Source organism: Variovorax saccharolyticus (assembly GCF_030316765.1).
Taxonomy (GTDB): Bacteria; Pseudomonadota; Gammaproteobacteria; order Burkholderiales; family Burkholderiaceae_C; genus Variovorax; species Variovorax saccharolyticus.
The window spans coordinates 38,057-63,921 of sequence record NZ_JASZYT010000022.1; the positions used below are offsets into that span (position 1 = coordinate 38,057).

General features: G+C 64.5%; 23 protein-coding genes. 10 read left to right on the top strand and 13 right to left on the bottom strand.

Annotated features, from left to right (window positions below):
• The first annotated feature begins 346 nt into the window (after nucleotides 1-346).
• A complete protein-coding gene (locus QTI45_RS35180) occupies nucleotides 347-1,495 on the top strand; it encodes a zinc-binding metallopeptidase family protein (RefSeq protein ID WP_286657659.1) in 1,149 nt (382 codons plus the stop codon).
• Between the two features lie 346 nt (nucleotides 1,496-1,841).
• Here QTI45_RS35180 and QTI45_RS35185 read toward each other — a convergent pair whose 3' ends face one another.
• Nucleotides 1,842-2,081 carry a hypothetical protein gene (locus QTI45_RS35185; protein WP_286657660.1) on the bottom strand — a complete coding sequence of 80 codons (240 nt, stop codon included), beginning with the start codon at nucleotides 2,079-2,081 and terminating at the stop codon, nucleotides 1,842-1,844.
• 403 nt (nucleotides 2,082-2,484) lie between these two features.
• On the opposite strand from QTI45_RS35185, the gene nikR reads away from it, so the two are divergent.
• Together nikR and QTI45_RS35195 are read left to right on the top strand one after the other, a co-directional pair.
• On the top strand, nucleotides 2,485-2,961 hold the full coding sequence (nikR, locus tag QTI45_RS35190) for a nickel-responsive transcriptional regulator NikR (protein ID WP_286373812.1): 477 nt from the start codon (nucleotides 2,485-2,487) through the stop codon (nucleotides 2,959-2,961).
• A gap of 106 nt (nucleotides 2,962-3,067) precedes the next feature.
• Nucleotides 3,068-5,119 (top strand): TonB-dependent receptor, encoded by a 2,052-nt coding sequence (locus QTI45_RS35195; RefSeq protein ID WP_286657661.1) that lies wholly within the window; start codon nucleotides 3,068-3,070, stop codon nucleotides 5,117-5,119.
• Between the two features lie 187 nt (nucleotides 5,120-5,306).
• Here QTI45_RS35195 and QTI45_RS35200 read toward each other — a convergent pair whose 3' ends face one another.
• Nucleotides 5,307-6,206 (bottom strand): AraC family transcriptional regulator, encoded by a 900-nt coding sequence (locus QTI45_RS35200; protein WP_286373810.1) that lies wholly within the window; start codon nucleotides 6,204-6,206, stop codon nucleotides 5,307-5,309.
• Nucleotides 6,207-6,876: 670 nt separating this feature from the next.
• On the opposite strand from QTI45_RS35200, the gene QTI45_RS35205 reads away from it, so the two are divergent.
• Nucleotides 6,877-8,079, top strand: coding sequence for a serine hydrolase domain-containing protein (locus QTI45_RS35205; RefSeq protein ID WP_286657662.1), 1,203 nt, complete (start codon nucleotides 6,877-6,879; stop codon nucleotides 8,077-8,079).
• Between the two features lie 437 nt (nucleotides 8,080-8,516).
• Here QTI45_RS35205 and QTI45_RS35210 read toward each other — a convergent pair whose 3' ends face one another.
• Complete coding sequence (locus tag QTI45_RS35210) at nucleotides 8,517-8,723, bottom strand: hypothetical protein (RefSeq protein WP_286657663.1); 207 nt, start codon at nucleotides 8,721-8,723, stop codon at nucleotides 8,517-8,519.
• A gap of 245 nt (nucleotides 8,724-8,968) precedes the next feature.
• On the opposite strand from QTI45_RS35210, the gene QTI45_RS35215 reads away from it, so the two are divergent.
• On the top strand, nucleotides 8,969-9,379 hold the full coding sequence (locus tag QTI45_RS35215) for a response regulator transcription factor (RefSeq protein WP_286373808.1): 411 nt from the start codon (nucleotides 8,969-8,971) through the stop codon (nucleotides 9,377-9,379).
• On the opposite strand, the gene QTI45_RS35490 is transcribed toward QTI45_RS35215, so the two are convergent.
• Together QTI45_RS35490 and QTI45_RS35495 are read right to left on the bottom strand one after the other, a co-directional pair.
• The gene (locus tag QTI45_RS35490; protein WP_353621390.1) at nucleotides 9,333-9,593 is read right to left on the bottom strand and encodes a LuxR C-terminal-related transcriptional regulator; all 261 of its coding nucleotides are present in this window, start codon (nucleotides 9,591-9,593) and stop codon (nucleotides 9,333-9,335) included. The genes QTI45_RS35215 and QTI45_RS35490 overlap by 47 nt on opposite strands.
• Before the next feature lie 120 nt (nucleotides 9,594-9,713).
• A complete protein-coding gene (locus QTI45_RS35495) occupies nucleotides 9,714-9,866 on the bottom strand; it encodes a response regulator transcription factor (RefSeq protein ID WP_353621389.1) in 153 nt (50 codons plus the stop codon).
• 242 nt (nucleotides 9,867-10,108) lie between these two features.
• Between QTI45_RS35495 and QTI45_RS35225 the strand changes: the two genes are divergently transcribed.
• Together QTI45_RS35225 and QTI45_RS35230 are read left to right on the top strand one after the other, a co-directional pair.
• A complete protein-coding gene (locus QTI45_RS35225; RefSeq protein ID WP_286657665.1) occupies nucleotides 10,109-10,237 on the top strand; it encodes a hypothetical protein in 129 nt (42 codons plus the stop codon).
• 54 nt (nucleotides 10,238-10,291) lie between these two features.
• Nucleotides 10,292-11,980 carry a two-component system sensor histidine kinase NtrB gene (locus QTI45_RS35230; protein ID WP_286657666.1) on the top strand — a complete coding sequence of 563 codons (1,689 nt, stop codon included), beginning with the start codon at nucleotides 10,292-10,294 and terminating at the stop codon, nucleotides 11,978-11,980.
• A gap of 557 nt (nucleotides 11,981-12,537) precedes the next feature.
• Here QTI45_RS35230 and QTI45_RS35235 read toward each other — a convergent pair.
• The 5 genes from QTI45_RS35235 to QTI45_RS35255 form a co-directional block, all read right to left on the bottom strand.
• Nucleotides 12,538-13,371 carry a phosphatase PAP2 family protein gene (locus QTI45_RS35235; protein WP_286657667.1) on the bottom strand — a complete coding sequence of 278 codons (834 nt, stop codon included), beginning with the start codon at nucleotides 13,369-13,371 and terminating at the stop codon, nucleotides 12,538-12,540.
• Nucleotides 13,361-14,191 carry a metallophosphoesterase family protein gene (locus QTI45_RS35240; protein ID WP_286373803.1) on the bottom strand — a complete coding sequence of 277 codons (831 nt, stop codon included), beginning with the start codon at nucleotides 14,189-14,191 and terminating at the stop codon, nucleotides 13,361-13,363. The genes QTI45_RS35235 and QTI45_RS35240 overlap by 11 nt, the downstream gene beginning before the upstream one ends.
• On the bottom strand, nucleotides 14,188-15,147 hold the full coding sequence (locus tag QTI45_RS35245) for a diacylglycerol/lipid kinase family protein (RefSeq protein ID WP_286657668.1): 960 nt from the start codon (nucleotides 15,145-15,147) through the stop codon (nucleotides 14,188-14,190). Before QTI45_RS35245 ends, QTI45_RS35240 begins: the two co-directional genes overlap by 4 nt.
• Before the next feature lie 215 nt (nucleotides 15,148-15,362).
• Complete coding sequence (locus tag QTI45_RS35250; RefSeq protein WP_286657669.1) at nucleotides 15,363-15,581, bottom strand: hypothetical protein; 219 nt, start codon at nucleotides 15,579-15,581, stop codon at nucleotides 15,363-15,365.
• A gap of 1,468 nt (nucleotides 15,582-17,049) precedes the next feature.
• Entirely contained in the window at nucleotides 17,050-17,619 is a 570-nt protein-coding gene (locus QTI45_RS35255) for a GAF domain-containing protein (RefSeq protein WP_286373800.1), read from the bottom strand.
• 1,300 nt (nucleotides 17,620-18,919) lie between these two features.
• On the opposite strand from QTI45_RS35255, the gene QTI45_RS35260 reads away from it, so the two are divergent.
• Together QTI45_RS35260 and map are read left to right on the top strand one after the other, a co-directional pair.
• Complete coding sequence (locus QTI45_RS35260; protein WP_286373798.1) at nucleotides 18,920-19,174, top strand: ParD-like family protein; 255 nt, start codon at nucleotides 18,920-18,922, stop codon at nucleotides 19,172-19,174.
• On the top strand, nucleotides 19,174-19,965 hold the full coding sequence (gene map / locus QTI45_RS35265) for a type I methionyl aminopeptidase (protein ID WP_286657670.1): 792 nt from the start codon (nucleotides 19,174-19,176) through the stop codon (nucleotides 19,963-19,965). The genes QTI45_RS35260 and map overlap by 1 nt, the downstream gene beginning before the upstream one ends.
• 90 nt (nucleotides 19,966-20,055) lie before the next feature.
• Here the strand turns inward: map and QTI45_RS35270 are convergent, their stop codons facing one another.
• Both QTI45_RS35270 and QTI45_RS35500 read right to left on the bottom strand, forming a co-directional pair.
• Nucleotides 20,056-20,820 carry a hypothetical protein gene (locus tag QTI45_RS35270; RefSeq protein ID WP_286657671.1) on the bottom strand — a complete coding sequence of 255 codons (765 nt, stop codon included), beginning with the start codon at nucleotides 20,818-20,820 and terminating at the stop codon, nucleotides 20,056-20,058.
• Between the two features lie 260 nt (nucleotides 20,821-21,080).
• Complete coding sequence (locus QTI45_RS35500; RefSeq protein WP_353621391.1) at nucleotides 21,081-21,719, bottom strand: response regulator; 639 nt, start codon at nucleotides 21,717-21,719, stop codon at nucleotides 21,081-21,083.
• 1,163 nt (nucleotides 21,720-22,882) lie between these two features.
• On the opposite strand from QTI45_RS35500, the gene QTI45_RS35275 reads away from it, so the two are divergent.
• Nucleotides 22,883-23,089, top strand: coding sequence for a hypothetical protein (locus tag QTI45_RS35275; RefSeq protein WP_286374438.1), 207 nt, complete (start codon nucleotides 22,883-22,885; stop codon nucleotides 23,087-23,089).
• 1,802 nt (nucleotides 23,090-24,891) lie between these two features.
• Here QTI45_RS35275 and QTI45_RS35280 read toward each other — a convergent pair.
• Complete coding sequence (locus QTI45_RS35280) at nucleotides 24,892-25,575, bottom strand: ion channel (protein WP_286374434.1); 684 nt, start codon at nucleotides 25,573-25,575, stop codon at nucleotides 24,892-24,894.
• Nucleotides 25,576-25,865: the final 290 nt, after the last annotated feature.

Sequence of the window (25,865 nt, forward strand, 5' to 3'; positions counted from 1 at the left end):
GGTCCCCGCAGTCGCGGCTCCCACGGGCGCGTCTCTACTTGCGCCCAGAGGAGGCCCAAGCGGGCTGCAGCATCTCCCTGCAATGCCGCTGAGCGATTCAGCACCGGTCGGCCATCCTTTCTCAAGCCCGCTTCCAACTGGCATCTCGGGGCGGACTATCCCTTGCACTTCATCCAAGCCCGTGTAGGACACGGGCCACCTTCGCTCGCGCCTTATGCTGCACCGCCGCAATGACCGAGGCGGTCAGGCTGCACCCCTCCGGCGTCCATTCGGTCGAAGCGTTTCCAGCTTCGAACGGGAAACCGGCAATTTGAAGACGCGCCGTCTGCCGCGATCGAAGGACACCATGAAACAACTGACCTGCTCGAAGTGCGGCAATCGCGTCTTCTTCGAGAACCTCAGCTGCGAGACCTGCGGGTCGACGCTTGGCTATGCACCGGACGAGCAACTGATGTTTGCCTTCGAGACCGCGGACGAGGAGGCATGGCGCAGGCAGGGCCCGCCCGGGGTCGACTACAAGCCTTGCGCGAATCGCAAGCGCGGCGTTTGCAACTGGATGCTGCCTTGCGCCAGCTCACATCGTCATTGCCTATCGTGCCGCACGACGCACACCATTCCCGAACTGGCCAAGCCGGAGAACCACGGTTACTGGGCGGCGCTCGAACAGGCCAAGCGTCGCCTCTTCTACACGCTGGTCGAACTGGTCCTGCCGACACCCAACAAGCTGGAGGATCCTGCCAATGGGCTGTCCTTCGAGTTTCTCGAAGAGGTGAATCCCAGGCAAAGGGTGCTGACGGGCCATGACGAGGGCGTCATCACCCTCAACATCGCCGAGGCCGACGATGCGCGTCGCGAGCACATCCGCCTCTCCATGCATGAGCCCTACCGGACGCTGCTGGGTCACTTCCGGCATGAGGTCGGCCACTACTACTGGGACCGGCTGGTGCGCGACACCCCGTGGATCGACGAGTACCGGTCGCTCTTCGGGGATGAGCGGGCGGACTACGGCGAGGCCCTGAAGAAGCACTACGCCTCACCGGTGCCGGACTGGCCCCAGCGCTTCATCAGCGCCTACGCAAGCTCGCATCCCTGGGAGGACTGGGCGGAGACATGGGCCCACTACCTGCATATGGTGGACGGCCTGGAGACCGCGGCTGCCTGGGGCACCCACCTCGACCAGGCCTTGCCCTCGGGTCCCTCGCTGAAGGTCAGAGCGCTCGACCTGAACGCCGAATCGATCCGGGACGCCGTCATTGAACAATGGCTGCCGGTCTCGCAGTTCATTAATGCGATGGATCGCAGCCTCGGCGCCCACGACAGCTATCCGTTCATCGTGGTCGAGCCTGTGATCGAGAAACTCGACTTCATCCATCGCGTCGTCAGGGCGGGGAGTTCCGGCAGCGTTGCGATGAACTTCCTGCCACGTGACCGGGCCCGCGGCGCCGAGTCTTCTCTTGACTCATCGGAGCGTCAGGAAGCGGCCGACCGCCTTTGAGCCCTGGCGGGTGGCGCGGGATCGCACCGCATCTCAAATCGCCCTCATGAAAGCTGCTCTGGCCACGTTCGGTTCTTCCCGCTCGGCGGGCTTTTTCTTGGGCCTGCAGTCTCACCGGCGACGCAGCACCATCCTGAGCGAAGGCAGCACGGCGTTCGAGCCTCGAGATGGATCGTGAGCGTCGAGCTCGGGAGCACAGGCGATGCGTCTTCGGCACATGCCATTGCTGGAAGGGCCCGATGGAGCGACGGGGGCACTGGCCACGTCGTACCAGGAGCCGGTGAGCGCGCGACCACGCAGACCCAATGATCACCCGGCGCACCGATGCGGTTGCCGCAGCCGGCCCTCAAGCGTCTCCACGTCCGTCACCACCTCGCGCGTTGGCCCATTTCATCGCGAGCTCATTGGCGCGTTCAAGCGCCTGCTGCGCCGTACCGAATTTCTCAGGGTCCAGAACCAGGGTCCGGATGTCATCGCTGGGCGGCGCCTTGTAGCGGACGGTCGCCTGGTAGGTTCCCGAGGGCAGCCGCTCGCCGCTGCACAAGAACTGCCATCCCAGGTACTCGAGGGTCTCCATTGCGTCCATCTTTGCCTTTCGATCCGACAAGCGCAGGGGGTGGTAGGGCGCTTCGGCGCACTAGCATGTCACCGCGCGAGTGCCTGTCGTGTAGGTCCTCAGGCCACATCGGCGACAGCGTCGTCGCGCTCCTGCCGGCGCCGCTGCCCTGACCGGCCGGGCCCACAAGGGGCAGCCGCGCCAAGGCGCCGAGGAGGGCGGCGGCACGGCAGGTTGCCCCCGCCAGGGCGGCGCTGTCTGATTCGCTGCGGTTGTTGAACCCCACACCCACGAGCGGCCGGCGAACATAGGGCGCGCCGGTCGCTCCCTGACCTTGCGGGGAGGCTCGGCGTCACGGTGTTCGGTGGCCAACGGACGCCCATCCGCGAGAGCGGCACTATGATCCTTCGATACTGTTCCAGACCTTCTCGCCATGCAACGCTTCACGATCTCGCTGGACGACGACCTGGCGGCCCAGTTCGACACGCTGATCGCCGACAAGGGCTACGTCAACCGCTCGGAGGCGGTGCGCGATCTGATCCGTTCACAGCTAGGCAGCGTGACCCTGGGCCGCGCGAAACGGGAGGCCAGTTGGTGCGTCGCCAACGTCAGCTATGTCTACGACCATCACGAGCAGACGGTCACATCCCGCGTACTCGACCTGCAGCACGAGCACCACGACCTGGTGATCACCAGCCTGCACACCCACCTCGACCATGACCACTGCCTGGAGACGGTGATCCTGCGTGGCCCGCTGGCGGCAGTGCAGGCCTGTGCGGACCAGCTCGTGGCGTTGCGAGGCGTGCGTCACGGCAACATCCATTTGGTCCCGCTCGAGGCCGCCAGCAAGCGCCACTCGCACCCTCACGCCCACGGCGGGGATCACGGACACCTGAAACCCGTGAACTGAGTGTCTGCGCCGAACGGCGTATGCGGCCGGCGTGTGACGGTATGAACAATTGAAAATTTGTCATACACAATGGTGCAAGCGTCTCCCCCGCCGCCTACCTCGCGCCTTGGCCATCGCCGCCGCTTTCACCGGCGGCGCCTCGGCCCAGGAGAGTCATCTGCCCGAAGTCGAGGTGCGCGGACCGCGTGACGCCACCATCGGCTCGGCCGACAGCGCCAGCGAAGGCGTGGCGGAGCGCGAGGTGTTCCAGGCCCGCCCCAAGCTGCGCCCCGGGGACATCATCGAAGCCGTGCCCGGCGTGGTCGCGACCCAGCATTCGGGTGACGGCAAGGCCAACCAGTACTTCCTGCGCGGCTTCAACCTCGATCACGGGACCGACTTCTCGATGAAGGTCGACGGCATGCCGGTGAACATGCCGACCCACGGCCACGGCCAGGGCTATGCCGACCTCAACTTTCTGATCCCGGAACTGGTTTCGGGGGTCAGCTATCGCAAGGGGCCGTACTTCGCCGACAACAGCGACTTCGCGCTGGCCGGCAGCGCGGCCATCGACTACCTGAGCGCGCTCGACGCGCCTTTCGCCGAAGTGACTTTCGGCTCCAACAACTACCGCCGCTTGCTCGCGGCCGGCTCGCGCACGCTGGACGACCAGACCTGGCTCGGGGCCGTGGAACTGGTCGGCAACGATGGCCCCTGGAACGTGCCGGAGAACCTCGAGAAGGTCAATGCCGTGCTGCGCTATTCCCAGGGAACGCCGACGCGCGGCTTCAGCCTCACGGGCATGGCTTACAAGGCCCGCTGGAACGCCACCGACCAGGTGCCCGAGCGGCTGATTGCCAGCGGTGAGTTGCCGCGTTTCGGATCGCTCAATCCTACCGATGGCGGCGAGAGCCAGCGCTACAGCCTGTCGGGCAAGTGGTTCGGCAAGCGCGAGGCGGGCGAGACGACAGCCAACGCCTACGCGATGGCTTACCGGTTCGACCTGTTCTCGGATTTCACCTATTTCCTGAACAATCCGGTCCACGGTGACCAGTTCGAGCAGACCGATCGTCGCCATGTGTTCGGAGCCGAGGCGGCGCACCAGATGCCCAGCAAGCTCGGCTCGCTCGATGGTGTGCTGCGCTTCGGCGCCCAGTGGCGCGGCGACCGCATCGGCGAAGTGGGCCTCTACACCACCGAGGCGCGCGAGCGAATCTCGACGGTTCGCAACGACAAGGTGTCGCAGGACCTGCTTTCGATCCATGCGCAACAACTCGTCTATCTCAGCGAGCGCTGGCGCGGCTATGTCGGCCTGCGCGCCGACATGCTGCGCTACGAGGTGCAAGGGCGCGAGCCGGTCTACGGCCCCCTCAACAGTGGAAGCGGCCACGATTCGCTCGCGAGTCCGAAGGCGGGCCTGATCTTCACGCTGTCACCCCAGAACGAGTTCTATCTCAATGGTGGTGTGGGCTTCCACAGCAACGACGTGCGCGGCACCACCATCACGCTCGATCCCCAGACCGGTCTCCCGGCCGACCGCGTGCCGGCACTGGCCAAGGGCAACGGTGCGGAAGTGGGATGGCGTTTCCAACCGAACGACAACGTGATGGCGACGGCCGCGCTCTGGCAACTGCGGCTCGACTCCGAACTGGTCTACGTCGGCGACGCCGGCTCGACCGAACCGGGTCGCGCGAGCGATCGGCGCGGCATCGAGGCTACGCTTCGCTGGAACCTGTCGAACGGCTTGCGGATTGACATCGACGCGGCCTATTCGCGCGCGCGCTTTCGCGGTACGCCGCCCGAAGGCGAAGGCCACTACGTCGACAACGCCGTGGAGAGTGTGCTGGCCACCGGCCTCACCTACATCCGGGGCCATTGGACGGGCTCGCTCTGGCTGCGCTACCTCGGTCCGCGCGCGCTGGATACGCGGAACACGGTGCGCTCGCGCAGCAACACCCTGCTGAACCTCGGCGCGCGCTATGCGGTCAACCGAAACCTGACGCTGGGACTTGACGTCTTCAACCTGGCGGGCAGGAAGGGCAACGACATCGAGTACTTCTATGCCTCCTGCACGGCTGGCGAGATCGCGAGCGGCGCCTGCGGCGCTGGCATTGACGATCGGCATGTGCACCCGATGGAGCCGAGAAGCGCGCGCGTCAGTGCCCGGTGGGCGTTCTGACGAAGGATGCGGCGATCCTCGTCCTGTTGTGTTCAACGCTGCTGCTTGCCACGAGGAAGCCGCACCTGGATTCGGCCGCGCGGCGGCCTCGGCCTGAGTCCTCGATGCCGGCGGACCGCCAGTCATCAGGTGCCATGTCGCTCTGGCAGGTGAGCCCTTGCGGCGCATCTGGGCGAGCGGCTCTGCGCTAGCTGTCGATCCTCGCTTCGCGTCGCCAAGTGCCCGGCGGCGTGCCCATGCTCCGGGCGAAGACGCGCGTGAAATGACTCTGATCCGCAAACCCGCAAGCCGCGGCGATCTCAGCGATCGGCCGCTCGAAATCCATCAGGAGCACGCGCGCGCGTGCCAGCCGTTGGGCGATCAGCCACTGCAGGGGCGTCTGGCCCGTGGTCTCTCGGAACGCGTGCGTGAAATAGCTGCGCGACAGGTTGCAGTCGGCCGCGATGTCGGCAATCGCTATGCTGCCATCGATCCGGCTGCGCAGCATTTCCTTCGCACGCGCCTCCTGCGAGCGCGAAAGGAGCCGCCTCCTCCTCATGTCGGTCCGTGGCGCGCCGCCGTACTTCTCGAGGAGGTAGGTCCCCATCGCGACGCTGATTTGATCGACGAACAGCAAACTCGCCTCGGCGGGCCTGTCGAGCGCCGGCGTCAACGCCATGGCGAGGTTGGCGAGCACCTCGTCCTTGCCGCCCGTGACGCGCGCCAGCCCACTGACTCGGGGGCCCTCCCTGTCCTCGATCGCACGCTCGATGGCTGCGGGAGAAAATTCGAGCACCACAAAATCGAAAGAAGACTTCATGTCGGCGCGATAGCGATCGCAGAAGTCCCGGATGTAGATGGCGCCTCTGTTGAAGGCGTGGCTCGCCGCATGGTGCTCATGCAAAATCCGCCGCTCGTGACCATCACGCAAAGAAATTCCGACGAGTACGCCACGGCCGGTGGCCGGCGTCTCCACGTACCCGAGCCGTGCACCCTCGGTCGTCTTGCGATAGATCCTGACGCCGCCTGCCGACAGTTCCTGGTCCCTTTGAAGACGACTGAACGCGCAACCCAGCGTGTCCTTCGCACCGGTCGAAGGCTCCATCATGGGCGGTGGCGCCGTTGGCGAGAGAGCTTTCGTATCGCTCCGAGAGCGCTGGCGAGGATGCATGACATAACCAAAAAATTGCGCGGAGCCCAGCGCGTCGACACAGGCGCGTAACGGCTCTGCGCAGCATTTGGCTAAGGGTATACCACTATACCCGCCACACCGATCGAAGAATCGCTCGCGGTTTACCTGGGGCTGCACTGCTCAAGAGACGCCTGTGCCCACGACGCATCTGTTGATCGGCGGCCTTTCCGGCATCGATCGCTGGAGGCGGCCGTCGCGAAATAGCGCGCGCCCCATGGTCTGGCCCTTGCTTCGCCGCCGGCGTAGACGATGATGCCGGTGCCGTTGCCGGCATCCGAGACTCGGAAAACTTGACGGACTCCGCCTGGATGACTTGCGAATGCCTGCGTCATCGGCTTGGGCGTGCAGCCCTGGGCCGCCAACCCTTATATGAACGGTGGGTCGTGATCGGGGTCAGCGGCTTGATGGAACCCATCCAAGGGGACCGTGCGCGCGGGCGGAGCGATTACATTGCAGACCAGGCGAAACGCGGCTGGTGTCTGAACGCCAATCCAATCCAACCATGGGAAAAGCAGTTGACGAAGAACCGTCTGAGCTTCCCGCAACCAGTCGATGTCACGCAGTCGCTGGTTTCGAGAGGCTGGGATTGGCGCCGCCGGGCTTGGGCACAACGATGGGAGCATCAGCCATGCATTTCGATCTGTCGCGTCGTCGGGTCGGCCGCTGGGCCGGTGCTGTGGCCCTCGCGCCATGGCTCGCCTCGTGCGGGGGTGGCGGCTCGGGCGACTCGGGCGTGCTGGCGGGGCTGGCGGCGAATGCCCGCGAAGCCCGTTATGTCGAGGCAGTCGACAGCCTCTTCGCGACCTATCACCCGCCGGGCATCCTGGCCGGCGTGAACGTGGCCGGCCAGACGCCGTGGAGGCGAGCCTTCGGTCAGGCCGACGTCGCCCGCGCCACGCCGATGGCGCTGGACAGCACCTTCCCGATCCGCAGCGTGACTAAATCCTTCACCGTGACGCTGCTCCTGCAGCTGGTGCAATCCGATCAGCTTGCGCTCGACCACAAGATCGGGCGCTACATCGCGGGCGTGCCGAACGGCAACCTGATCGACCTGGCCGATCTCGCCGGCAACCAGAGCGGACTGGCGGACTACTCGATGCAGCCGGGCTTCTTCGAGGTCTTCGTCAAGGACACGCTCCATGTGTGGACGCCGCAGGAGCTTGCGGCCTTCTCCTTCGCCGTGACGCCGGCCTTTCTACCCGGCGAGCAATACCAGTACAGCAACACCAACACAGTGCTGCTTGGCATGGTGATCGAAGCCGTGACCGGCCAGCTGCTGGGCGACGCTCTGACCACGCGAATCTTCAGGCCGCTCGGACTGAATGGCACGAGCTATCCGTCGTCGGCCAACCTGCCGCCGCCGACACCCACGCCCTATGCGGTCGATGTCGCGACGGGTGACGCCGACGATCAGCCGCTCATCAGCCCGACCTCGCTGGCGGGTTCCGGCGCCATGGCGTCGACCTTGTCCGACCTGCTCGTGTGGGGCGATGCGCTGGATCGCGGCTCGCTTCTCAGTGCGGAGCTCCAAGAGCTGAGAAAGTCGCGCGCGCGGATGGTCACCAACGGCCCCGAATACGACCGCTACGGCCTGGGCATCGGTCAAATCGGCAACTGGTGGGGGCACACCGGCAGCGGTGTCGGTTTCCAGGTCGCGACCATGCACCTCGCGTCGCGCAACGCAACGGTCTCGGTGATGGTGAACGCCACCCCCGAAGGCGCGCGTCGCGACCTCAACCTGGCGCAGGAACTCTTCGAGAAACTGGCAGCAGTTGTCGAGGCGGGCTGAATCGCGCGCTATAGGCGGTGCAGTTCAGGCTATGCGCGCCACTCGCGACGCGAGTGGAGACCGGCCGCCGCCTACCTCGACAGTGTGGCCTGGGCGGCAGGGCGGACCAGCGTGCGCACGAAAGAGGTCGAGCATCACCACCAACTCGCGGCCGTGCTGGTTGCCCAGCAGGTATCGCAGCGGCGTGGTGGGTGCTTCGCGGTCCAAGGTCTTCCATCGAAGTGCTGGCTGACGCGTCCGCCGCATCGCGATTCGCGCAGCAGCTGAGCAAGGCGCTCAAGGCGATGCGCAAGGCGCCGGCGTGAGTCGCTCGCCGTAGGGTGGATGTGACGGGCGCAGTCGCGCGCGCCGCGTGCGAGAGTCCGCAGTGGCGCGCCGAGCGGGACGCGGCTGGCACTGGACACCTGACGGGAGGAGATCGGCTCACGGTCCACTTTTCAACGACGTACCGCCGAGGCCAACGCCGCCCACAGGTCCACTCTTGCCTTCGCCAGGCAGCGCAACCGGTCGTGCACTTCCGTGGATCGGCCCTTGAACTCCTCGTTCGCGAAATGTCCGGCGTGACCGAATGTGCGGCCGCCAGGCTGTTCGACCTTGGCGATGGTGGCGTCGCGGTACGCTATGGGCTCTGACCAGGCTGTCATTGTTCCCTCCCTCGTCACCGACGCGAACTGAAGGCGCCCCAGGCTCGGCTCCACCGGGCCTTCTACCCACGACCTGATGCATGCGGCAGCGGCTGAGTGTTCGTGGGAATCACTGAGAGTGCGAGCCTGATCGCCGCTCGCGGCAGGTCAGGTTCTGAAAATGTTTTGAACCGATGGACCAAGGTCCAATACCGTTGGGGCGGCCATGGATGCATCATGTGCGGCTAAAGCGAGGACTCCGCCCTATGGTTAAATCCGCGGCCGATCTGGACGTCTACGTGGTCGACGATGACGCGTCGGTCCGGAGCGGTCTGGCCCGCCTGATGCGTTCAGCCGGTCATCGCGCGTTGACCTTCGATTGCGGCGAGGCGTTCCTGACGCAGGCGGCCCAGGGCGCTGTCGGGTGCGTGGTGCTGGACATTTCCATGCCTGGCATGAACGGGCTCCAGGTCCGGGAGCGGCTCATGCGGGCGGCGGTCGCCCTGCCTGTGATTGCGCTGTCGGCGCGCGACGACGACGAGACCCGCCGCTTGGCGCGCGCCCTGGGCGTCCGGTTCTTTCTTCGCAAGCCGGTCGACGACCAGGCCCTGCTGGACGCCATCGACTGGGTCACCGGAAGCGGTGAGGTCGCGCCTTCGCCGGCCCCCCCGCGTTGACGATCAGCCTGCCTGTGCACCGCCTGCGCGGCGCTGCGCTGTCGCCACGCCGGCGACGTTGTGGCCGCCGCACCGGCTCGCCAATTCGGCTGCCACCGAGCGCACGCCCATCTTCAATAACCCGCGCCCGGTGCTCCTTGACGGGCCTCTCGGAGATCTCCATGTCGGCGGCGATCTGCTTGTTGAGCCGTCCGAAGAGAACACCGTCCACCACCTCGCGCTCGCGCGGCGAAAGGCTGTCGAGATGAAACTGGACGCTGATGCGCCGCGCCTCGCGCTCGCCCTGCGCGGCATGACGCTCGAGCCCAAGCCGCAAGGCACGATCAGGAGTTCGTCATCTACCGGCTTGGGCAGGAAGTCGAGCGCACCTTCTCAACGATGCGGCACAGGTCGGCATGTCGCCCTGCCCGGTCAGGAAAACGACCGGCAGGTTCCAGTCGCGGGCGGATCCCATGTCCAGAAGCTCGATGCCGGTGGTGCCGGGCATGTGGACATCGAGCAACAGGCAACAGCTAGCCCCCTGGAGCAGGCGTTCGAGAAACGCTTCCGCCCAGCCGCTCCGTGCGGGTGAGGTCCGCCGGGTCGTCGTCGATGACGAAAACGGCGGGACAGGCAGTGGCCATGCGACGTCTGCTCTTGAAGTGAGGGACTGCGGAATGGTACGTTGCTCTACCTTTTTCCGCTGTCCCGGCTCGCGGCTAGGCTCGAGGCGATGAGTGAATTCTTCGTTTGACGCTGTGCGCCCTGGCGGGCGTCGTCGCCTACGCAGCCCTGCACAACGACATTGTCGGCCTGCAGCGGCCGGTGCACCGCACCCATCTGCTGTTCGCGGTCGTCTGCGCAGCCATCACCGTCTAAGTCGGCGCCAAGACCGGGGCCTACCGCGCCTCGACGGCCGAGGGACTGGTCTCGATGCGCAGGGTTGAAATCGGCGCCAGCATCGTTTTTGCGGGGTTGCTCCCCTGGTTTGTCGGCGCCTACCTGAACATTAGGGCTCGCCACCTGCAGGCCGCAATGAGCTTCGTCTGCGTCTTGTTTTTCGTAGCCAACCTGTGGTCCCCTTGGGGCTTGGCCTTCGCCGCCATGCCGGCCGCAGCCGGGATCACGCTGCCGTGGGGCGAGCGCGTGACCGACTTGCGCGTCCTCAACCCGACGCCACTGTTCGTTGTTGGCGTGCTGGGCTACTACCTCATCTTCGGATGGTGCGCCTTTGCGGCGCTTCGGCGGTACCGAACCGGGGAAAACCGGCGCGGCAGCCTGACGCTGGCCGGGTGCGTGCTGTTGCTGATCGGTGGCATGTTCTACGACCACCTCGTCAACCTCCGATGGATCCCCGGCGTGCACGTCGCCGAGTTCACCTTTCTCGCACTGGTGGTGCTGCTGGATTTCGAACTCGCGCGCGAGCGGCGCCAGAGCCGCGACCGGGTGCGCGGCATCCTGGACAACATGCCCGCGGCGGTGTACGTGAAGCTGAAGGACGGCCGCTACCTGATGACCAACCGCGTCTACGACAAGCTGTTCGGCCTGGCGAGCGGATCGGCGATCGGCAAGACCGATTCCGAGCTTTTCGCGAGCGGCCAGGCCAAGGCGACGCTGGCCAGCGAACGCCGCATACTGCAGCAGCGCGAGGCGGTGCGCAGCGAGGAACGCATCGGCATCAATGCCCGCGGCGAGCCGCGCCTCTTCGCCTCCATCAAGTTTCCGCTGCTAAACCGCGACGGCAGCGCAGATGCGATATGCGGAGTCTTCACGGACGTCACCGACTTGCGACGGAACGAGAGCGAGATGTACCTGCTGCGCCGTCAGGTGTGGCATGCCGACCGGGTGGCGCGCACCGCCGTGCTGGCAGCGTCGCTGGCACATGAACTGTCGCAGCCGTTGACCGCAATCCTGAGCAACGCGCAGGCCGGCTTGCGCTTCCTGGCCCGGAACCCGCCAGACCCGACTGACCTGAAGGAGATCCTGCAGGACGTGGTGCGCGACAACAAGCGCGCGACGGCGGTCATCAACGGCCTGCGCACCATGCTTCGGCGGCAGGAGACCGAACGCGCGCAGGTCGACGTCGGCGCCTGCGTCCAGGAGGTGATCGAGTTGATGCGCAGCGATTTTCTGGAGCGCGGCGTCGACGTGACGCAGTCGATGGCACCCGGTTGCGTCGTGCTCGGCGACAAGGGACAGCTCCAGCAGGTGGTGCTGAACCTGGCGATGAATGCCAACGAGGCCATGACCGCACAGCCCCGCGGGTCCCGCTCCGTTCACGTATCGGTCGCGCCGAGCGACGGCCGGCGGGTCCGGGTGGCCGTCAGCGACAGCGGCCCGGGCATCGACGAGGCGCACTTCAACAAGGTTTTCGATCACTTCTTCACGACCGAAGCCAAGGGCCTCGGCATGGGCCTGGCCATGTGCCGCTCGATCCTGGAAGCGCACGGCGGCACGCTTGACGTCGAACGCAACCAGGGCCCGGGCCTGACCTTCTGCTTCGTGCTGCCGCTCGAGCCGGCCGTCCAGGCCGACGGCGCAACCTGTCAGCACCTGGAGCCCGCGCCGAATTTGAGGTCGCCCATCGCGACCTTGTCGGGCGGCGCGTCGTCGCGCGCGTAGCTCGGGTGACGGTAGCCGAATCATTCAGCGCCGTGGGGGCGCAAGCTGGTCGCTCGCTTGCGATCGCCTGCCAATCTGGACATCGAGGCACCGTCGCCGACATTCAGGTGGCCGCGCAGCGTCCACTTGTCTCCGACCCACGATGGCGCACGCCGACGTTGCCGCCGGTCGAGCTGTCCGACTCCGCGATCTGGCCACCGAGCCCGCGCGAACTCGCCGCGAGGTCGACGCTGGTGCATCGATATTGCCCCCGCCGCCAGCACGCCAACGGCCGCCGTTTGAACCCGGCCAGGTTGCGAAGGTCTGCCCCAGCTCCGACGCCGAGTATTTGCGCCGCAGCGCCTCGCTCAAGCAGTCGAGCCCGGCAGGCTGCTGCCAGCGGCAGTCCCGTGGGCCGCGCTCAAATGCCAGGGCCGCTCGTTGTGGCCTGGCCTGCTTCTCCGCGGGGGAGCAGTTGCCACTTGCTCACCAGAAATTCTTGCTAGAGCTTCGTCAGCCCAGGCATCCTGTGGCGCTGCTGGCGCAAAAACGCAGCGCCTGCCTTTGAGCCGTGCGAGTCAATGCGCGTTCGGTTGCGCTGTACGCCGGTGGCTGGCGAACTGCAGGCTTGCAACGCACACGCCCAACCACGAAAGCCCGGAGAACAGACCGGCGGCCACGTCACTTGCAAAATGGACCCGAAGAAAGACGCGGCTGCACGCAATAGTCAGCACCAGGGCCACTGCTGCCATTGCCACAGCAGCGTGCCATCGCAGCGGCAGCAAGCGGATCGCGAGATATAGCAGCATGCCGTAGGCAACCATCGCGCCCGAGGTGTGCCCGCTGGGGAAGCTGTAGCCAGCGATGGGCGTCGTCCCCAGGTCGTGCAGGGGCCGTGCGCGCTCGAACACCTGCTTGAGGAGCGGATTCAGTATGGCATTTCCGGCCAGCGCGATGATCCAGCCCGCCGAGAGCAGGCGCTCCCGTCTCAGCCAGAGCAACACGGCCACCGCCGCACCAAGCACGGCCAGCATGAGCGGGTCGCCGAGATGGGTCAGCACGCCGAAAGCACGCAACGCTACGGCGGGCGTGTGCCTTCCCATCGCATCGGCAAGCGCCTGTTCGGCAAGACCCCAATGCCTTCCCGAACTGATCTGCTGGCCGATCACAGCGACAAGGCTCGCTGTGCCGAGGATGAGGGCGAATCCGATTGCATAGCCGGCCAGCAGTCTCGCGAGCGTCGGCGCAATGGCATCGCCTGCGTCGATGCACCGGGCATGCCGGCGGTGCAGTAGCGCGCAACCCAATCCGCTCGCAGCCATCGCCACGAACAATCCGATCGCGAACACGGCCAACGCATGCTGACCCAGAAGCTGTGCCGCCGACACCAAGGGCGCTGCTTCAGCTTCCATGCTCGAAGGGAAGCTTCTCGCCCAACGGCAACGTGTCCGTGGCGGCCAGGTCGAAGCGCGCTGTACCGGCCACGCAATCCCAGCGCTCGACCACGCAGCTGCGGGGGAGTCCTCCGCTCCAGCGAATCAGATTGACCGAATTGGGCGCGCCCCTGCGCAGACGCGTCGAGACGGCCGTACCGGCCTGCACGGCCCACATCCGTCGATGGCTGCTGGGCAACTCCTGTGGGAGCGATCGCACGAACGGCAGATGGATGTGCCCGCCGAGCACCAGATCCGCATTGGCGGCGCTCCAGCGTGCGACCGCGACGTCGCGCCCGAGCAGTCGATTCGACGCATCCTCCGGCAGCGTCACTGCGACGGGCTGGTGAACAACGACCACGCGCAGTTGCTGCGGCGTGGCGAGCGCGAGCCGCCGCGCGACGCGCTCCACTTGCGAAGCCGAGACTTCGCCGTTCTTGTGGCGGTACCAGCGGGTCGTATTGACACCGAGGACCAAGCAGTCGACCGATTCGAACATCGGTTCAAGCGTTGAGCCGAAGGCTTCACGGTAGCGCCCATAAGGGTTTAGAAGCCGCGTGCCGAGCGCGAACAACGGAATGTCGTGGTTTCCAGGGATCGCGAGCAGCGACGGCGCCGCGAGCCTGTCAACGAACGCGCGCGCCAAACGGAACTGCGCCCGGGTCGCGCGCTGCGTGATGTCGCCCGAAAGCACCACCAGATCGGGGCGCTGCGTGCGGGCCAAAAGCTCCAACGCCCGCACAACGGGCTCCTGCTCCGTGCCGAAATGGGGGTCGGAGATCTGCAGCAGCACCGTCATTGTCGCGTCGCCTCCAGTTCCGGCGCCACGTCGGGGCGAATCAGCCAGAGCGGCTCGAGCGAGACCCGGAAGTCCAGAGGCATGTCGAGCCAGCCGATCTCGCCATCGGTGGCGACCTTGACGCGCCGGCGACCGCGCATCGGACGCACCTTCATCGATTCGAACGTGAAGCTCACGAGACTCTCGGCCTCGCCCAGACGACCCAGGGCACCGCGCGCGAGCAACGACAGCATGGCAATGGCGCCCTGGGGCTTGAGCGCGATCGCTGCCAACTGACCTTGCTCCGGCGCATCGGCCTCCGCCAAACCGACACGATGCATTTGCAGCGCATTGTTGGCGACAAACAGGGTCTGGGTGCGGATGTCGCGCTGCTGCCCGTGCCAGGACATGTGCAGGTACCAGGGCCGCGCGCCTCGCAGGATGGTCAGCAGACCCGAGCAGAAGGCCACCCAGCGATGCCGGCCATACTGGGCCTTGAATGCCTCACGGTCTTCCAGCAGCTTGGCATACAGGCCGAGGCTCGCGTTGACCAGGAAGACGCGCTCGTTGACCATGCCCACCTGCACCGCCCGCGGGCTCTCGTGCAGCAAGACCTGCAACGCCTCGGCCGTGTCGGAAGGAATGCCGTGCGTGCGACTGAAGTAGTTGAAAGTGCCCTGCGGCAAGACGCCGAACGCGCAGCCGCTGCCGAGCGCCGCCTGCGCCACGGCGTTGATCGTGCCGTCGCCGCCCGCGGCCACCACGACGCCCCGCAGGATGCGGGCACGTTTGACTGCCTCGCGTGCGCAGGTGTGCAAACGGTCGGGCGCTTCGACCTCGTACACGTGGAAGTCGCGCTGCTCCGCGGCGCAGCCAGCCGCGATGACACCCCGGGTGCGCAAGGCCTCACCGCTACCGGACCCGGCGTTCAGGACGACCAGCAGGGGCGAGCGGGAAGAAAATTCAGGTGGAGTCATCGGCGAATGTGTGCCCACTGTTTTAACGGATAGGGCGCCAGCTTGGGACGCCTACTGGCATTGGCAGGGACGTTTACAGACGATGAATGGTGCGATGCGTGGGTTCGGTCCTCGATCTATGGCTGAGGGACACTTGACGCGGGTTCAATGAACGAGGCGCATCCGGCGCCAGACACATGCGCATGCCGTTTGCCGTTTGCCGTTTGCCGACCGCCCTACGCTTTTTCGCCGCACAAGTTCTCGTCCTGCTTCCTGATCGTCGCGATGGCTGCGTGCCTCGCCTCGATCAGCGCCTGGTCTTTGGAGCGCGCGCCCGTTTCTGAGTTCTCGACGGCCAGGTCGTCAATCTGGAACAACCTTGCCCATCCAGTCAGTACCTGCCAAGCCTTGATCTCGACTTGATGCCCGCGGTGCCCGAAGCTCGAATCCGACATTCCTTAACCCAAACAGCGGTTGATCAGCTCAGACAGCCAGCTTTCGTGGCGGCTGAGTTTGCGGCATTGGTTGAGTGAGCCCCTGGCCCTGGACTGCGGCCTCCGCCCTGCGTGCAAATTGGCTGTAGCCCGCCACAGCGAGAAGGATGACGATGACTGCCAACAGGATCCAGCGATACGCCCGCCTGTTATGCCGGGTCGCAGATTTCAATTGCCGATGAGATTCCATAACTGACTTTCAAACGGAAAGGGTGCTCCGCCGCGCAGTTTCAGCTTGTGGGACAAGGCCGCATCGTCGTGTGCAGACTTACAAGGTGCGGATCCCGATCGCGGTGGCTGCTCGCCTGAGAGGGGAGAGCACGTAGCGAGCGACGTATCACGTCGGCCCAGCGCGGTCTCGGTGCGTTTCATTGCCAGAGCCGGGAGAAGAAGGCATCTCCTGAATAAGAGGGCGATGCACAATCCTGCTATAGTCAAGCATCCCGGATACGCTCAGGCTCATTTCGGATGCCTGCGCAGGCAAGCCGACCACCCAACGGCGCGTCGAAGTCACCACGACGAGAAAAACCAAAGGTGACTTTCGCAAGTGAATATTTGCCGTAACGTGGGCCGCGTAAGTGCTCACGGCCACCTTCCGATCGAGCCGCCATCAGGCGGCTTTTTTCATGCGCTGCGCACTCCTAAGTTGCATCGCGGCCCGCATGCGAATCGTGTCCGATGCGTTCTCATGCGCCCCCTCTGCGATCAGGCGAGTTCGCATCCAGCTCCGCCCCCGCCAGTCATGAAAGCACACCCAGTCACGCCTGCATTCGCAAGGATGCCAAGTTGGTCGTATGGGCATCCGCCTCTTACAACGTGTTCACAAGGCCGGCCAACTTCACAAGCCTTGAGGGCAGGCACCTGGAACCTCGATTGCTTATGACCATTGGACGAGAGGCGCTGATGCGCCAGAGACATCGGATACGCGCCCTGTTCAACGTGTCTCGTGGGTCGTTCAACACGCGATCCAACTTGGCAATTCCAATGATCAATCCCTGGATGGCGTGCTCTCTGAGAGTTTGGCGCAACACCGTCAACCAGATGCTGAGCACGGCCCATGCCTCACGTCGACCGCAGAACGAGTCACCACCACTTGCAGAGGGACCGATCCTCGTCCTGACGCCCTTGGGCGTTGGAGTGCTTTGGAACTGCGGGTTGACCTGACATCAAGGAGCGCCTCCAGGTGGGCCGACGCCAGCTTCTTCCGTACATGCGAGTTTCGGCCCCGCAGCGCGGCGGCAGCTATCGTGATCACAAAGTATGGAAGGCGCCCATCAGCCAATGACCCGCAGGGTCCGCCGTTGACGGATGCGGTGGCGCAAGAGCGGTAGCTGGCGGTGCCCTGCAGCGGGCCGTCCGTCGGCGGCGGGCGCGATCGCCGAGGCTGTGCGGGTCGAGGTGCTGGCCCACTGGTCCCGGGCCGGGCGCGCTACGGCAGGAGCCGCCAGCTCGCGCTAGCCTGTTCGAACTCCCGCGCCCTCTGGGCGTCGATCTTTCGTGCCGCGAGCTGGGCGCACATCTCGAGCTTCTTGAGATCGCGCTCGGTCAAGGCCAGGTTGGCCGAGAAGCTGAAGCAGCAGAAGGTGCCGTAGACCCGCCCGTCCGTCAGCACGATGGGCGCGCTCATGTGGGCGCCGATCGGGAAATCCGTCGGTGGCAGCTCGGCCTTGTTCGGTAGGGATGTCACGTCATGGATCAGGCGCGGCAGGCGGCCGTCGACCACGCGCTGGCAGAAGCCCTGCTCGAGCGTGGACGAGCCGCCTTCCGAGATCACCGCGGCCTCGGGGCGGGTTTCCACGCGGCGGAAGACACGGCGGCCATCGACGAACTCGGAGACGAATACGACATCCATCCTCAGGTGATCCTTGACGAGCCGCAGCACCTCGGAAACGGAAGGGTCAATCAGCGCGTCCGCGCCGTCGGAGGTGGCGACCAGGAGCTCGGAGATCCGAACCTCGAAGGCGTCGGGGGCAAGGTAGTCAAGGGTGTCGAAACTCATCTGAAGCTGGATTCGTGGACAAGAAGAGGAGGAGGGACGTTCGAGCATAGAACAGTCGTAGAAGAACCCAAACTGGCTTACACGTGCCGATTTGTCGTGAACGCCACCCCAGCCCCATCGAGGGCCGCCAGCAGACGGTTTTCATCGCCCGACCAGATGGCAGTTCGACCGGTTAATGCAACGCGATGATCGACCAGAATAACCATTGCAGCCTCGTCGCCGACAAGGACGTGAACACAGTGGGGCGGGCCAACTACGAGAAGGTTCTGACCCCTCGACATCTGGAAGAAATAGCGGTGATCGCATCCGGTGGCGTGACATTTTGGGTAACGTTCACACGACAGCGGACCGGCGTTGCTTTACCCAAGGCAAGCAGATCCAGGCCGGGAGCTTGCGGGAATGCTATCGACAGGCCCTCGATCGCGATAGATGGATGCGTAGCGTAGCCCGAGAGTTCATGCAGACGCTCGAGGTCGAGGAGATCTGAACCCGCGGCTACGCGTCCCATGCGAGCGGTTGAATCCATTCGCCGCCGCGCGTGGTCGGTCACAGACGGCCTCCCACGGCGCGCTGTCCTTCAGACAAGGCCCGTGCACGCCTGCACCGGAGCGAGACGACGTTTGCGCACAATTTGACCAAACTTCCAATAGCCCCGAACCATGTCAACAGATCCAAGCACTCCAATTTCCGATGGCCACTCGCTTGGATACCGAGGCTTTCGCTTTGAGCTCCGCGCAGAGCCGGTGCGCGGCGGCTATCGGCCCATCGTCATCCTTGTGCGAACACCTGCGGACGAGGAGGAGACTCGACTGCCCAACGACACCGAGGAAATCGTGTATGGGACAGAATCGGAAGCGACTCGGCACGGCGAGCAGCAGGCGATGCGATGGGTTCATGACCGCACCGGCGATGGGCAGGCCCAATTCTGAGCAGCGCTCGCCGGAGGCCGCGGCGGGTAAGCTGAGTGATCGCCGGATGCTCCGTAATCGACGACCTCCAATCACGGGCTCACGGCCCGGCGACCTGCGCCGTCGACGATCCATTCCCAAGCACCGGTAGCCGCTTTTCGCCGCCGGCCGGTTTACGGTCCTCGGCGCCGCCTAGTCGATCGGATTGGCCGGTGCGGGCACGCCGCTCCGAGCACCCCCTCCCCTCAAGGCGGCGGGGGCCGCCGCCTCTCGGTGACAGCATCCGGGGCCCACTCGGAGGGGCTCATCGAACGACGAGTTCTTCTTCTGCAGCAACATCGACGCTATGCGAAACGTATATACTTCATATACGTTTCATACAGAGGTAGCAGATGGGTATCGTAAAGATTTCAGAGCTGATGCACGAGAACCTGCGCGTCGCTGGCAACGCGCTCAGCAGGTCCATCAATGCGCAGGCAGAGCACTGGATGCGCGTCGGCATGCTGACCGAGATGCACCCGGAGCTGGACCACCGGGAAATCTGCCAACTGTTGATACGAGCCGAACTCGCGGGGGGCCTGGACATTACCGCGGCCGTTACGCCCCATTCTGGCAAGCCCCGTGCATCCTCGACGGGGAGGCACTGATGGCTCGCGGCGTTCCGATCAAGTCCACCGAGGAAGTCGGGATGGCGCGGCGCGCCGCCCTCCTTGCCGCAGAGGTTCTAGGCATGATCGAGCCCTACGTCGTGCCGGGGGTGAGCACGGAGGCGCTCGACCGCATTTGCCACGACCATATCGTGAATGTCCAGGGGGCCATTCCAGCCAACGTCGGGTATCAGGGGTATCCGAAGGCCATCCTCACCTCCGTCAATCAGGTGGTTTGTCACGGCATCCCTTCTTTGACCAAGATTCTGAGGAAGGGCGACATCATCAATATCGATGTCGCGGTCATCAAGGATGGCTGGTTCGGTGACACCAGTCGCATGTACTTCGTCGGTGCCCCCAGCGTGTTGGCTCGACGCTTGGTGGAGACGACGTACGAAGCCATGCTCGCCGGCATCCGGCAGGTCAAGCCTGGCGCGACGCTGGGCGATGTTGGCCATGCCATCCAGACGGTCGCCCAACGGGAGCATTTCAGCGTGGTGCGCGAATATTGCGGTCACGGCATCGGGCAGGTCTATCACGATGAACCGCAAGTCCTGCACTACGGGCGGCGCGGGGCGGGCCTCGAGCTGGAGCCGGGGATGGTCTTCACCATCGAACCGATGCTCAACGCCGGTAAGCGCGAAACCAGGCAGTTGCGCGACGGCTGGACCGTCGTGACCAAGGACGGGTCTCTTTCCGCGCAGTGGGAACACATGGTCGCCGTGACGCCCGAGGGGTGCGAAGTGCTCACGGCCTGGCCGGGAGGCACAGGTGCCTACGCACAGGCTTGACGCTCAGCACCGGCGAGTCAGTCAAAGAGTGCGAAAGGTCTCCTATCCATCCCGAGGCCATGAGCGCCAGTAGGCACATCGGCCTGCCGCCTAACGGCGGGGCGCGGCTTTCAGCTGTGCCAAGAGCTTTCCTGCGACCTCCCCAGCGTGCTCGAGCTGACGAACGCGGTCGTTGATTGCGGTCAGCAATTCGTGCTCGCCGCAGACCAACGTGGCGCCCGACCCCGGCCCACCATCAGTCATCTCACCCGGAAACGACAGGTTCCAATAGGGCCAACCGACGGGCAAGACTTCAATGTTGTAGGCGTCAGCCAGGGCGAACGCCGGGATCGCCACGGACTCGAGAAACTTGTGGTCGGGGGCCGCGATGGGCGTGGGGCGATGCGCCTTGACCGTCATCGCGAATCGAACCGGGGCATCCAGCTCCATCGTGCCCGCTCTCACCAAGGCGCTGAGAGTGGTGGGTGCGCTGCCGGTCCAGGCGCCCACCTGGTCACCTAAGAATGCGAACGCCGAGCCGGACTCGCAAATGGCCAGGAGGCGCTCGCACGGACCAGGCGAGCGCGCATACGTCCCAAGGAGCTCGCCCACGACCGGATGCCGGCGCTGGTCAGCGTACAGGCGGTGCGGCTCATAGCCAAAACGATGCAACGCCACATGGGAGGCATCCTCGGGCGACACCTCGCCTTGGACTCCTGAGATGCCCTTGAGCGCTCCAATGCACTGCCACAGCGTCCGCACCACCGCCGTCAGCGGCTGCCCCGTGATTGCCGCGATCGCAGCGGGAATCGGCTCCACCGCGCCACCCCGGTCTCGAATGATGGGGCTGAGTGTTCGTGGGGGCGTGGCGGTCATGCGGGTTCCTTGGTCTAAAGATCGAGGGCAGCGATGAGGTGCGCACCGCCGCCGTCCCAGGCGGACAGCCTTGTCCGGCCAGCAGCCTCTTCCCTGGGCTTCCAGCATGAGGTCCTGCATCCAGAAGGCGAGCACCCTCATCGATGAGCCGTTCTACCCGCGCGAGATTGGTGACGACGCCAGCCTTGCTTGGGTTGCGCGCGTAGGACTGCGCCACTCGAATGCTGGCGTCGCACTCAGGTGGTTTAGCTTTCGCGCGCTCAATGCTTGAGGATCCATCGCCTGACCATGTTTCGTCGGGCGGCCCGTGCCAAGCTTACGGCTATGGGCTTCAACCCGAATGGAGGAAAAGAGCGGTCAAAGTATCGCTGCATGCCCCGCAACTCAGACCACCTCCGCGTCGCGCTCGGCGTCGCCGAAGCCAGTATTCGAGCACGGTACGGCTTTTGCAGGAAGTCCACCGCGCCGTTTTTTGATGGCTGGACGGCCGTTGGTATGCCTACGCTGTCGCGAATGAACACGATCGGTAGGCAGACTGTCATGTCCTGAAGGCGCTTGCGCAGCGACAACCCGTTCATCCCAGGCATGTGCAGGTCCAACACCAGACAGCCACGCCGCGTTTGGTCCCAGGCTGCAGGAACTCCCACGCCGAGCTGAAGACACTGGCGACGAACCGACCGATAGAACCAACTCGCGAATCGAATCGAATCGAATCGAATCGAATCGCAATAGGATTCATCATCTTCAGTCAAAAATGCAGGAGTTCGCTCGCGGTCAAGGTGTTGGAGCCGTTCAGAATCGGTGCAGATGCCCGCAGCGTCCGAACTCGCACGCCCAAAGAACCTCACCCGATCCTCGGGTGTGCGTTTCGGAAAGCGCCCCGTGGTGCATCGCACCACCGACGCGGCCCCCAAGCAGTCCCTTCGAGGTCCCGTCGTCGCCCATCAGCGTCTTCCACTACCCGTCCGAACGAACGCGCAACTTCCCCTGATACCGCCTTAGAGCCGTCTTGCCTATTGACTAAGGGGCACCGAGTTGCAACCCGGCCTCCGGCTGGGAAAGGCCAGGTGGAGAAGAACGTACGCGATGCACGGCATCGGCTGTGGCAGGCTCGCAATTGGTGAACATTGCCTTGGAGCGTGTGAGCTTGCAGGCCTCTGCTACCAGAACCGCCACCACGGTCGGCGCGCTACCGGCAAGGCTGCCAATGGTGCCGCGAGCGTAGTGGCCGCCGAAAAGCGGCGCCTAGCTTCGGTTTCCATTTCGAGGGCTTCGCGGAGGGCGGTTTGATTGCCCTCATTTGCTTGCATCCGAAGCACCTGAACCCGCTGGAAGAGTTCGTCGTCTGAAATGTCGAGTGGTACGCCATTCCGGCATTGTGCGAGTGCTTTGCTCCGACACAGCCAGGCTACGTTGAGCTTGGTCCGTCGAGCAGGAAAAAAGTCACGAAGGTCTCGCGACTTGCTGGATCCGACTTGTGCGTGACCTCGGTAACGCGAGTGGCGTTGGCGCAGAGTTTCTCAAGCGGGCGCCGACGGCCTGCACGACACGTGCTCAGTTCCACGCCATCCAGGCCCTCAACTAAGAGTGGGCGACCCGCGAGGCAGACCGAGCGCCCGAATCCTTGCGGGTGGCGCCGGGGCGCGCCGGCGGTGAGACGGACGCCCAGTGAAGTTGCGCCTCCAGCGCTCATTGACCTTGCCTCATCTCAAATCGGAGGGAGTGCTACTTGACGTACTCGCGGCTCGAAACTGACGGTTTCGCGCGCTATAAACGTAACGCACTCGATTTGTCCGTTTGAGTCGTTGGTCAGCTCCCCAGAAACTGACATCGCCTTGAGCCGTTCCTTCTCATCGGTATTGAGATAGCCGGAGTTGTCGCGATCGACGAGTGGCCTAGGTTCTTCTTTTCGACCGAGAGGGGCACCGGGGTGGCGTCAACGCCCCGCCAGCGAGGAGAGCTGGCGCCGCGCCGGAGTCTTGCTGCCATCGAGCATTGCGCGCACCATCGGGGCGGAAGGAAAGGTCTTTCATACCTCAGGTCCCACCGATGGAGGCGACACATGTCCGACACCAGCTTTGAACACCACGGGCATCAGGTCACGATCGAGGTCTGGCCAACCGGCGACCGATGGAGCTGGTCGTTCCAGATCGACGACCGGGAGCCTGTCAGGAGCCGCGACGCCGGTGCTCGCTCGGAGGAGGAGGCGCTGATTGAGTCCAGGCACGAAGCTATCGCGGCGATCAGGGATCTGGATGCCGGGCCGTAGGCGCGGCTGACCAGCGAGTTCGTCAGCGAGTTCGTCGGCGAGCGTATACGAGCCATCGAATTCCCACAACGCTCCAGGAGGCTTCGATGCTGCTTCGCTTGGCTGGACGAAGCCGATGCACGCTTCGCATTGGTTCAAGAGCCCGGAAGGTGCATTGAGGTGTTTGAGCCAATCGATCCGCAAGAGAATCAGTTCGTTTCCGACTTCAATTTGCTCTTAACCGGATCGCGCTTTCGAATGGAGGAGCCATTCCTCGCGACGAACGAACGCATCGCCGAAATTGTTGGACCGGCGGCAATGCGGCCGCCCCAGAGCTTCTGATCGAGTCCGATCTGCAAGTGCTTGGCGTGCTGACCTAGCGTCGGGACGCTGGCTCGATCAAATGCTGCGGTCTCTACGACGGGTGATTACGATGGCGACCCTTCCAATGGTCATTGCTGTCAGGCGATGTGCCCACGGCGATGCTGTCAAAGTGCTGCGCTGCATTGCCGACACCCCTACCAATCTCTGGATCGACGGTGGCGAGCCGGCCGCTTTCGGTCGTCAAGATAGTTCATTCGCTCATGGCAGGATATTCCGTTTGGTCCCACCTTGCCTGACGGGGTTCCCGGGCCGAAGCTGAAGGTTGTCTTGGCGAGAGCCGGGCATGGAGTTGAAACTGTCGAGCGTCTATGACGCAACACTCACGACGACAGACTTGGCAAAGTTCCAGATTTGCGACACTGCCCCGTTCCACTGTCGACCGTCCGCAAGCCAGCCGGCTGGCATACTGTGGCCTCCACGACGAGGAGGTGACGATGGGCAAATTCGTGGTCACGGGCATTACCGTCGTGAACGGCGAAGTAGTGACCGCGCCGTGCAGGGAATCGAGCGCAACTTGGCGCCGAAGCGATCGGCACCGTCGGGCTCACTGTGGGTGACGTGATGGACCGTTCGGAGATCCCCACCCTGACCTTGACTAACGACGTCCATGTTGTCAAATGGATCGGAGTTGGAGAGTTCGAACTCGGAAGCCGGGTCTCTCGGAAGCCGGGACAGGAGGGATTGCTTGTCAGCATCGATCCCGACGGGACACCGAACGAGGACCTGATGAACGTTGCCCAGATGAACTGAGTTCACGCTTCGACCTCCGCGAGGTCGAAACAAGCTCGGCTCCGATCCGACCGTCAATCGACCGGGTCGGCGTCTTCATCCTCGCCACGCGCCCTGGGCGCCGGAGCGCTCGTCGGGTGCCAGCTTGAAAAGTTCCACGCATCCGAGATCAAACTCCATCCACGTCGGATAGGAGAGGACGCTGGACCACATCGGCCAAGACAGAAGCATCCTCCGCGCTCGGCGTGGCAACGACGCATTCCAGCGATGCTTATCCCGTTTTCTGCTTCCATCCGAAGGCCTTGCCCCGCTGATTGCGAACTCGGTCAGGAGCGACATGCGCGCAGCAGACCGAACTGTACCGTTTCAACGAGATGCGAGTCGATCAATTTCCCTCGTCCGCCGTCCAGCATGCTGATACAAGCGCACGAAGAATCCATGCATGCACGGGCGGCATGACGCGGCTGCGGTCTGTGAAGCCAGGCGCGGGAATCCCACACCACAGGTGGAGGGTTCGGAGTGACGCGCAAATCGAGCGCGCGAAAGTCAACGAAAAGCGCGGAGGCGACGGAGATTGAACGACGGGATGACAGGTCGACGCATTGTGCAACTCATCGATGTCGCGCGGCAGCTCGCCTTTCAAACCGTCGACGCCGCGCTGATCAATCTGTACTGGAAGATTGGCTAGGGCAATCGGGAACGGACCGCCGCTACGTCCCGGAATCCTCTCTGCGCGGAGGGTAGACGCCGGCCAAGCGGGCGATCAGGATCGCGAGGAAGAGGCCCCCTACAAGCTGCTCGAGCACGCACAGCCCGCGCGCGTACCGTTGCACCGGCACGGCGTCCCCGAAACCGGTGCTGGTCAACACGGTGAAACTGAAATAGAGCAAGTCGCCGATCGGCGGCGAAATGACGGCACCGCCGAACGCGAACGACCCCGGCTGAATGTGGTTGGCCATCGCGTAGAGATACGCCCACAGCGCGCCGAGCATCAGGTAGGCGGCCGCGGCGCCATAGAGCTTGTCGGCCGTCATGACGTCATGCTGAAAAACGTAGCGCAGCAGGTATCCGATCGTCGCCGCGTAGAGGGCGGCGCCGAACATCCAGGAGTGCAGGAGAAACCGCGAGTCGCTTCCGTCAATCGCGAGCAGCTGAAAGACCAGGGTCGGCATCGCCAAAAGAAGCGCGATCACGAACGACAGCTGGGTGCGCCCTATCGCGGCGACCGCTGCGATCACGACGAGGAGGTTGCCGCCGTTCAGCATGATCCGTCCGCGGGGCGTGGGCTCGAGCAGCAGCATCGCCATGATGAGCGCGAGCATTGCGACAAAGAGATAAAAGCAGCGCTGGTAGAACACCAGCGCGAGAGTCGTACGCGCCCGGCCGATCGTCATTTCCCCGCCCCCAGGAGTCCGTGGCAGCGGGCGCCCGCGTTTCACCGCGGCGCGCCCAAGCCATTGCAGCCGTCTGCGTGGCCGCTCCAACTGAACGCCGACCGATCAAGCCAACGGGTGCCCCTTCGGTCGCTTGATCAATGCACCCTTAGCCCGGCTGCTCGCCCGTAGCGCGGATATCCACGCGCCGGTTCGGCTCGAAGCAGGCGATCAGCGCGGTGCGGTTCCTCGCCTTGCCCTGGGCCCTGCAATCGGCTTCGGTGACCTTCAGCTCGTTGAAGCCACGGCCT

What these genes read in the sequence shown, in the direction of transcription:
- QTI45_RS35180 (WP_286657659.1), top strand. Translation starts at nt 347, where the DNA reads ATGAAACAACTGACCTGCTCGAAGTGCGGCAATCGCGTCTTCTTCGAG.
- QTI45_RS35185 (WP_286657660.1), bottom strand. Translation starts at nt 2,081, where the DNA reads ATGGACGCAATGGAGACCCTCGAGTACCTGGGATGGCAGTTCTTGTGC.
- nikR (WP_286373812.1), top strand. Translation starts at nt 2,485, where the DNA reads ATGCAACGCTTCACGATCTCGCTGGACGACGACCTGGCGGCCCAGTTC.
- QTI45_RS35200 (WP_286373810.1), bottom strand. Translation starts at nt 6,206, where the DNA reads ATGATGGAGCCTTCGACCGGTGCGAAGGACACGCTGGGTTGCGCGTTC.
- QTI45_RS35210 (WP_286657663.1), bottom strand. Translation starts at nt 8,723, where the DNA reads ATGACAGCCTGGTCAGAGCCCATAGCGTACCGCGACGCCACCATCGCC.
- QTI45_RS35215 (WP_286373808.1), top strand. Translation starts at nt 8,969, where the DNA reads ATGGTTAAATCCGCGGCCGATCTGGACGTCTACGTGGTCGACGATGAC.
- QTI45_RS35495 (WP_353621389.1), bottom strand. Translation starts at nt 9,866, where the DNA reads ATGCCCGGCACCACCGGCATCGAGCTTCTGGACATGGGATCCGCCCGC.
- QTI45_RS35230 (WP_286657666.1), top strand. Translation starts at nt 10,292, where the DNA reads ATGCGCAGGGTTGAAATCGGCGCCAGCATCGTTTTTGCGGGGTTGCTC.
- QTI45_RS35235 (WP_286657667.1), bottom strand. Translation starts at nt 13,371, where the DNA reads ATGGAAGCTGAAGCAGCGCCCTTGGTGTCGGCGGCACAGCTTCTGGGT.
- QTI45_RS35240 (WP_286373803.1), bottom strand. Translation starts at nt 14,191, where the DNA reads ATGACGGTGCTGCTGCAGATCTCCGACCCCCATTTCGGCACGGAGCAG.
- QTI45_RS35245 (WP_286657668.1), bottom strand. Translation starts at nt 15,147, where the DNA reads ATGACTCCACCTGAATTTTCTTCCCGCTCGCCCCTGCTGGTCGTCCTG.
- QTI45_RS35250 (WP_286657669.1), bottom strand. Translation starts at nt 15,581, where the DNA reads ATGTCGGATTCGAGCTTCGGGCACCGCGGGCATCAAGTCGAGATCAAG.
- QTI45_RS35255 (WP_286373800.1), bottom strand. Translation starts at nt 17,619, where the DNA reads ATGAGTTTCGACACCCTTGACTACCTTGCCCCCGACGCCTTCGAGGTT.
- QTI45_RS35260 (WP_286373798.1), top strand. Translation starts at nt 18,920, where the DNA reads ATGGGTATCGTAAAGATTTCAGAGCTGATGCACGAGAACCTGCGCGTC.
- map (WP_286657670.1), top strand. Translation starts at nt 19,174, where the DNA reads ATGGCTCGCGGCGTTCCGATCAAGTCCACCGAGGAAGTCGGGATGGCG.
- QTI45_RS35270 (WP_286657671.1), bottom strand. Translation starts at nt 20,820, where the DNA reads ATGACCGCCACGCCCCCACGAACACTCAGCCCCATCATTCGAGACCGG.
- QTI45_RS35275 (WP_286374438.1), top strand. Translation starts at nt 22,883, where the DNA reads ATGTCCGACACCAGCTTTGAACACCACGGGCATCAGGTCACGATCGAG.
- QTI45_RS35280 (WP_286374434.1), bottom strand. Translation starts at nt 25,575, where the DNA reads ATGACGATCGGCCGGGCGCGTACGACTCTCGCGCTGGTGTTCTACCAG.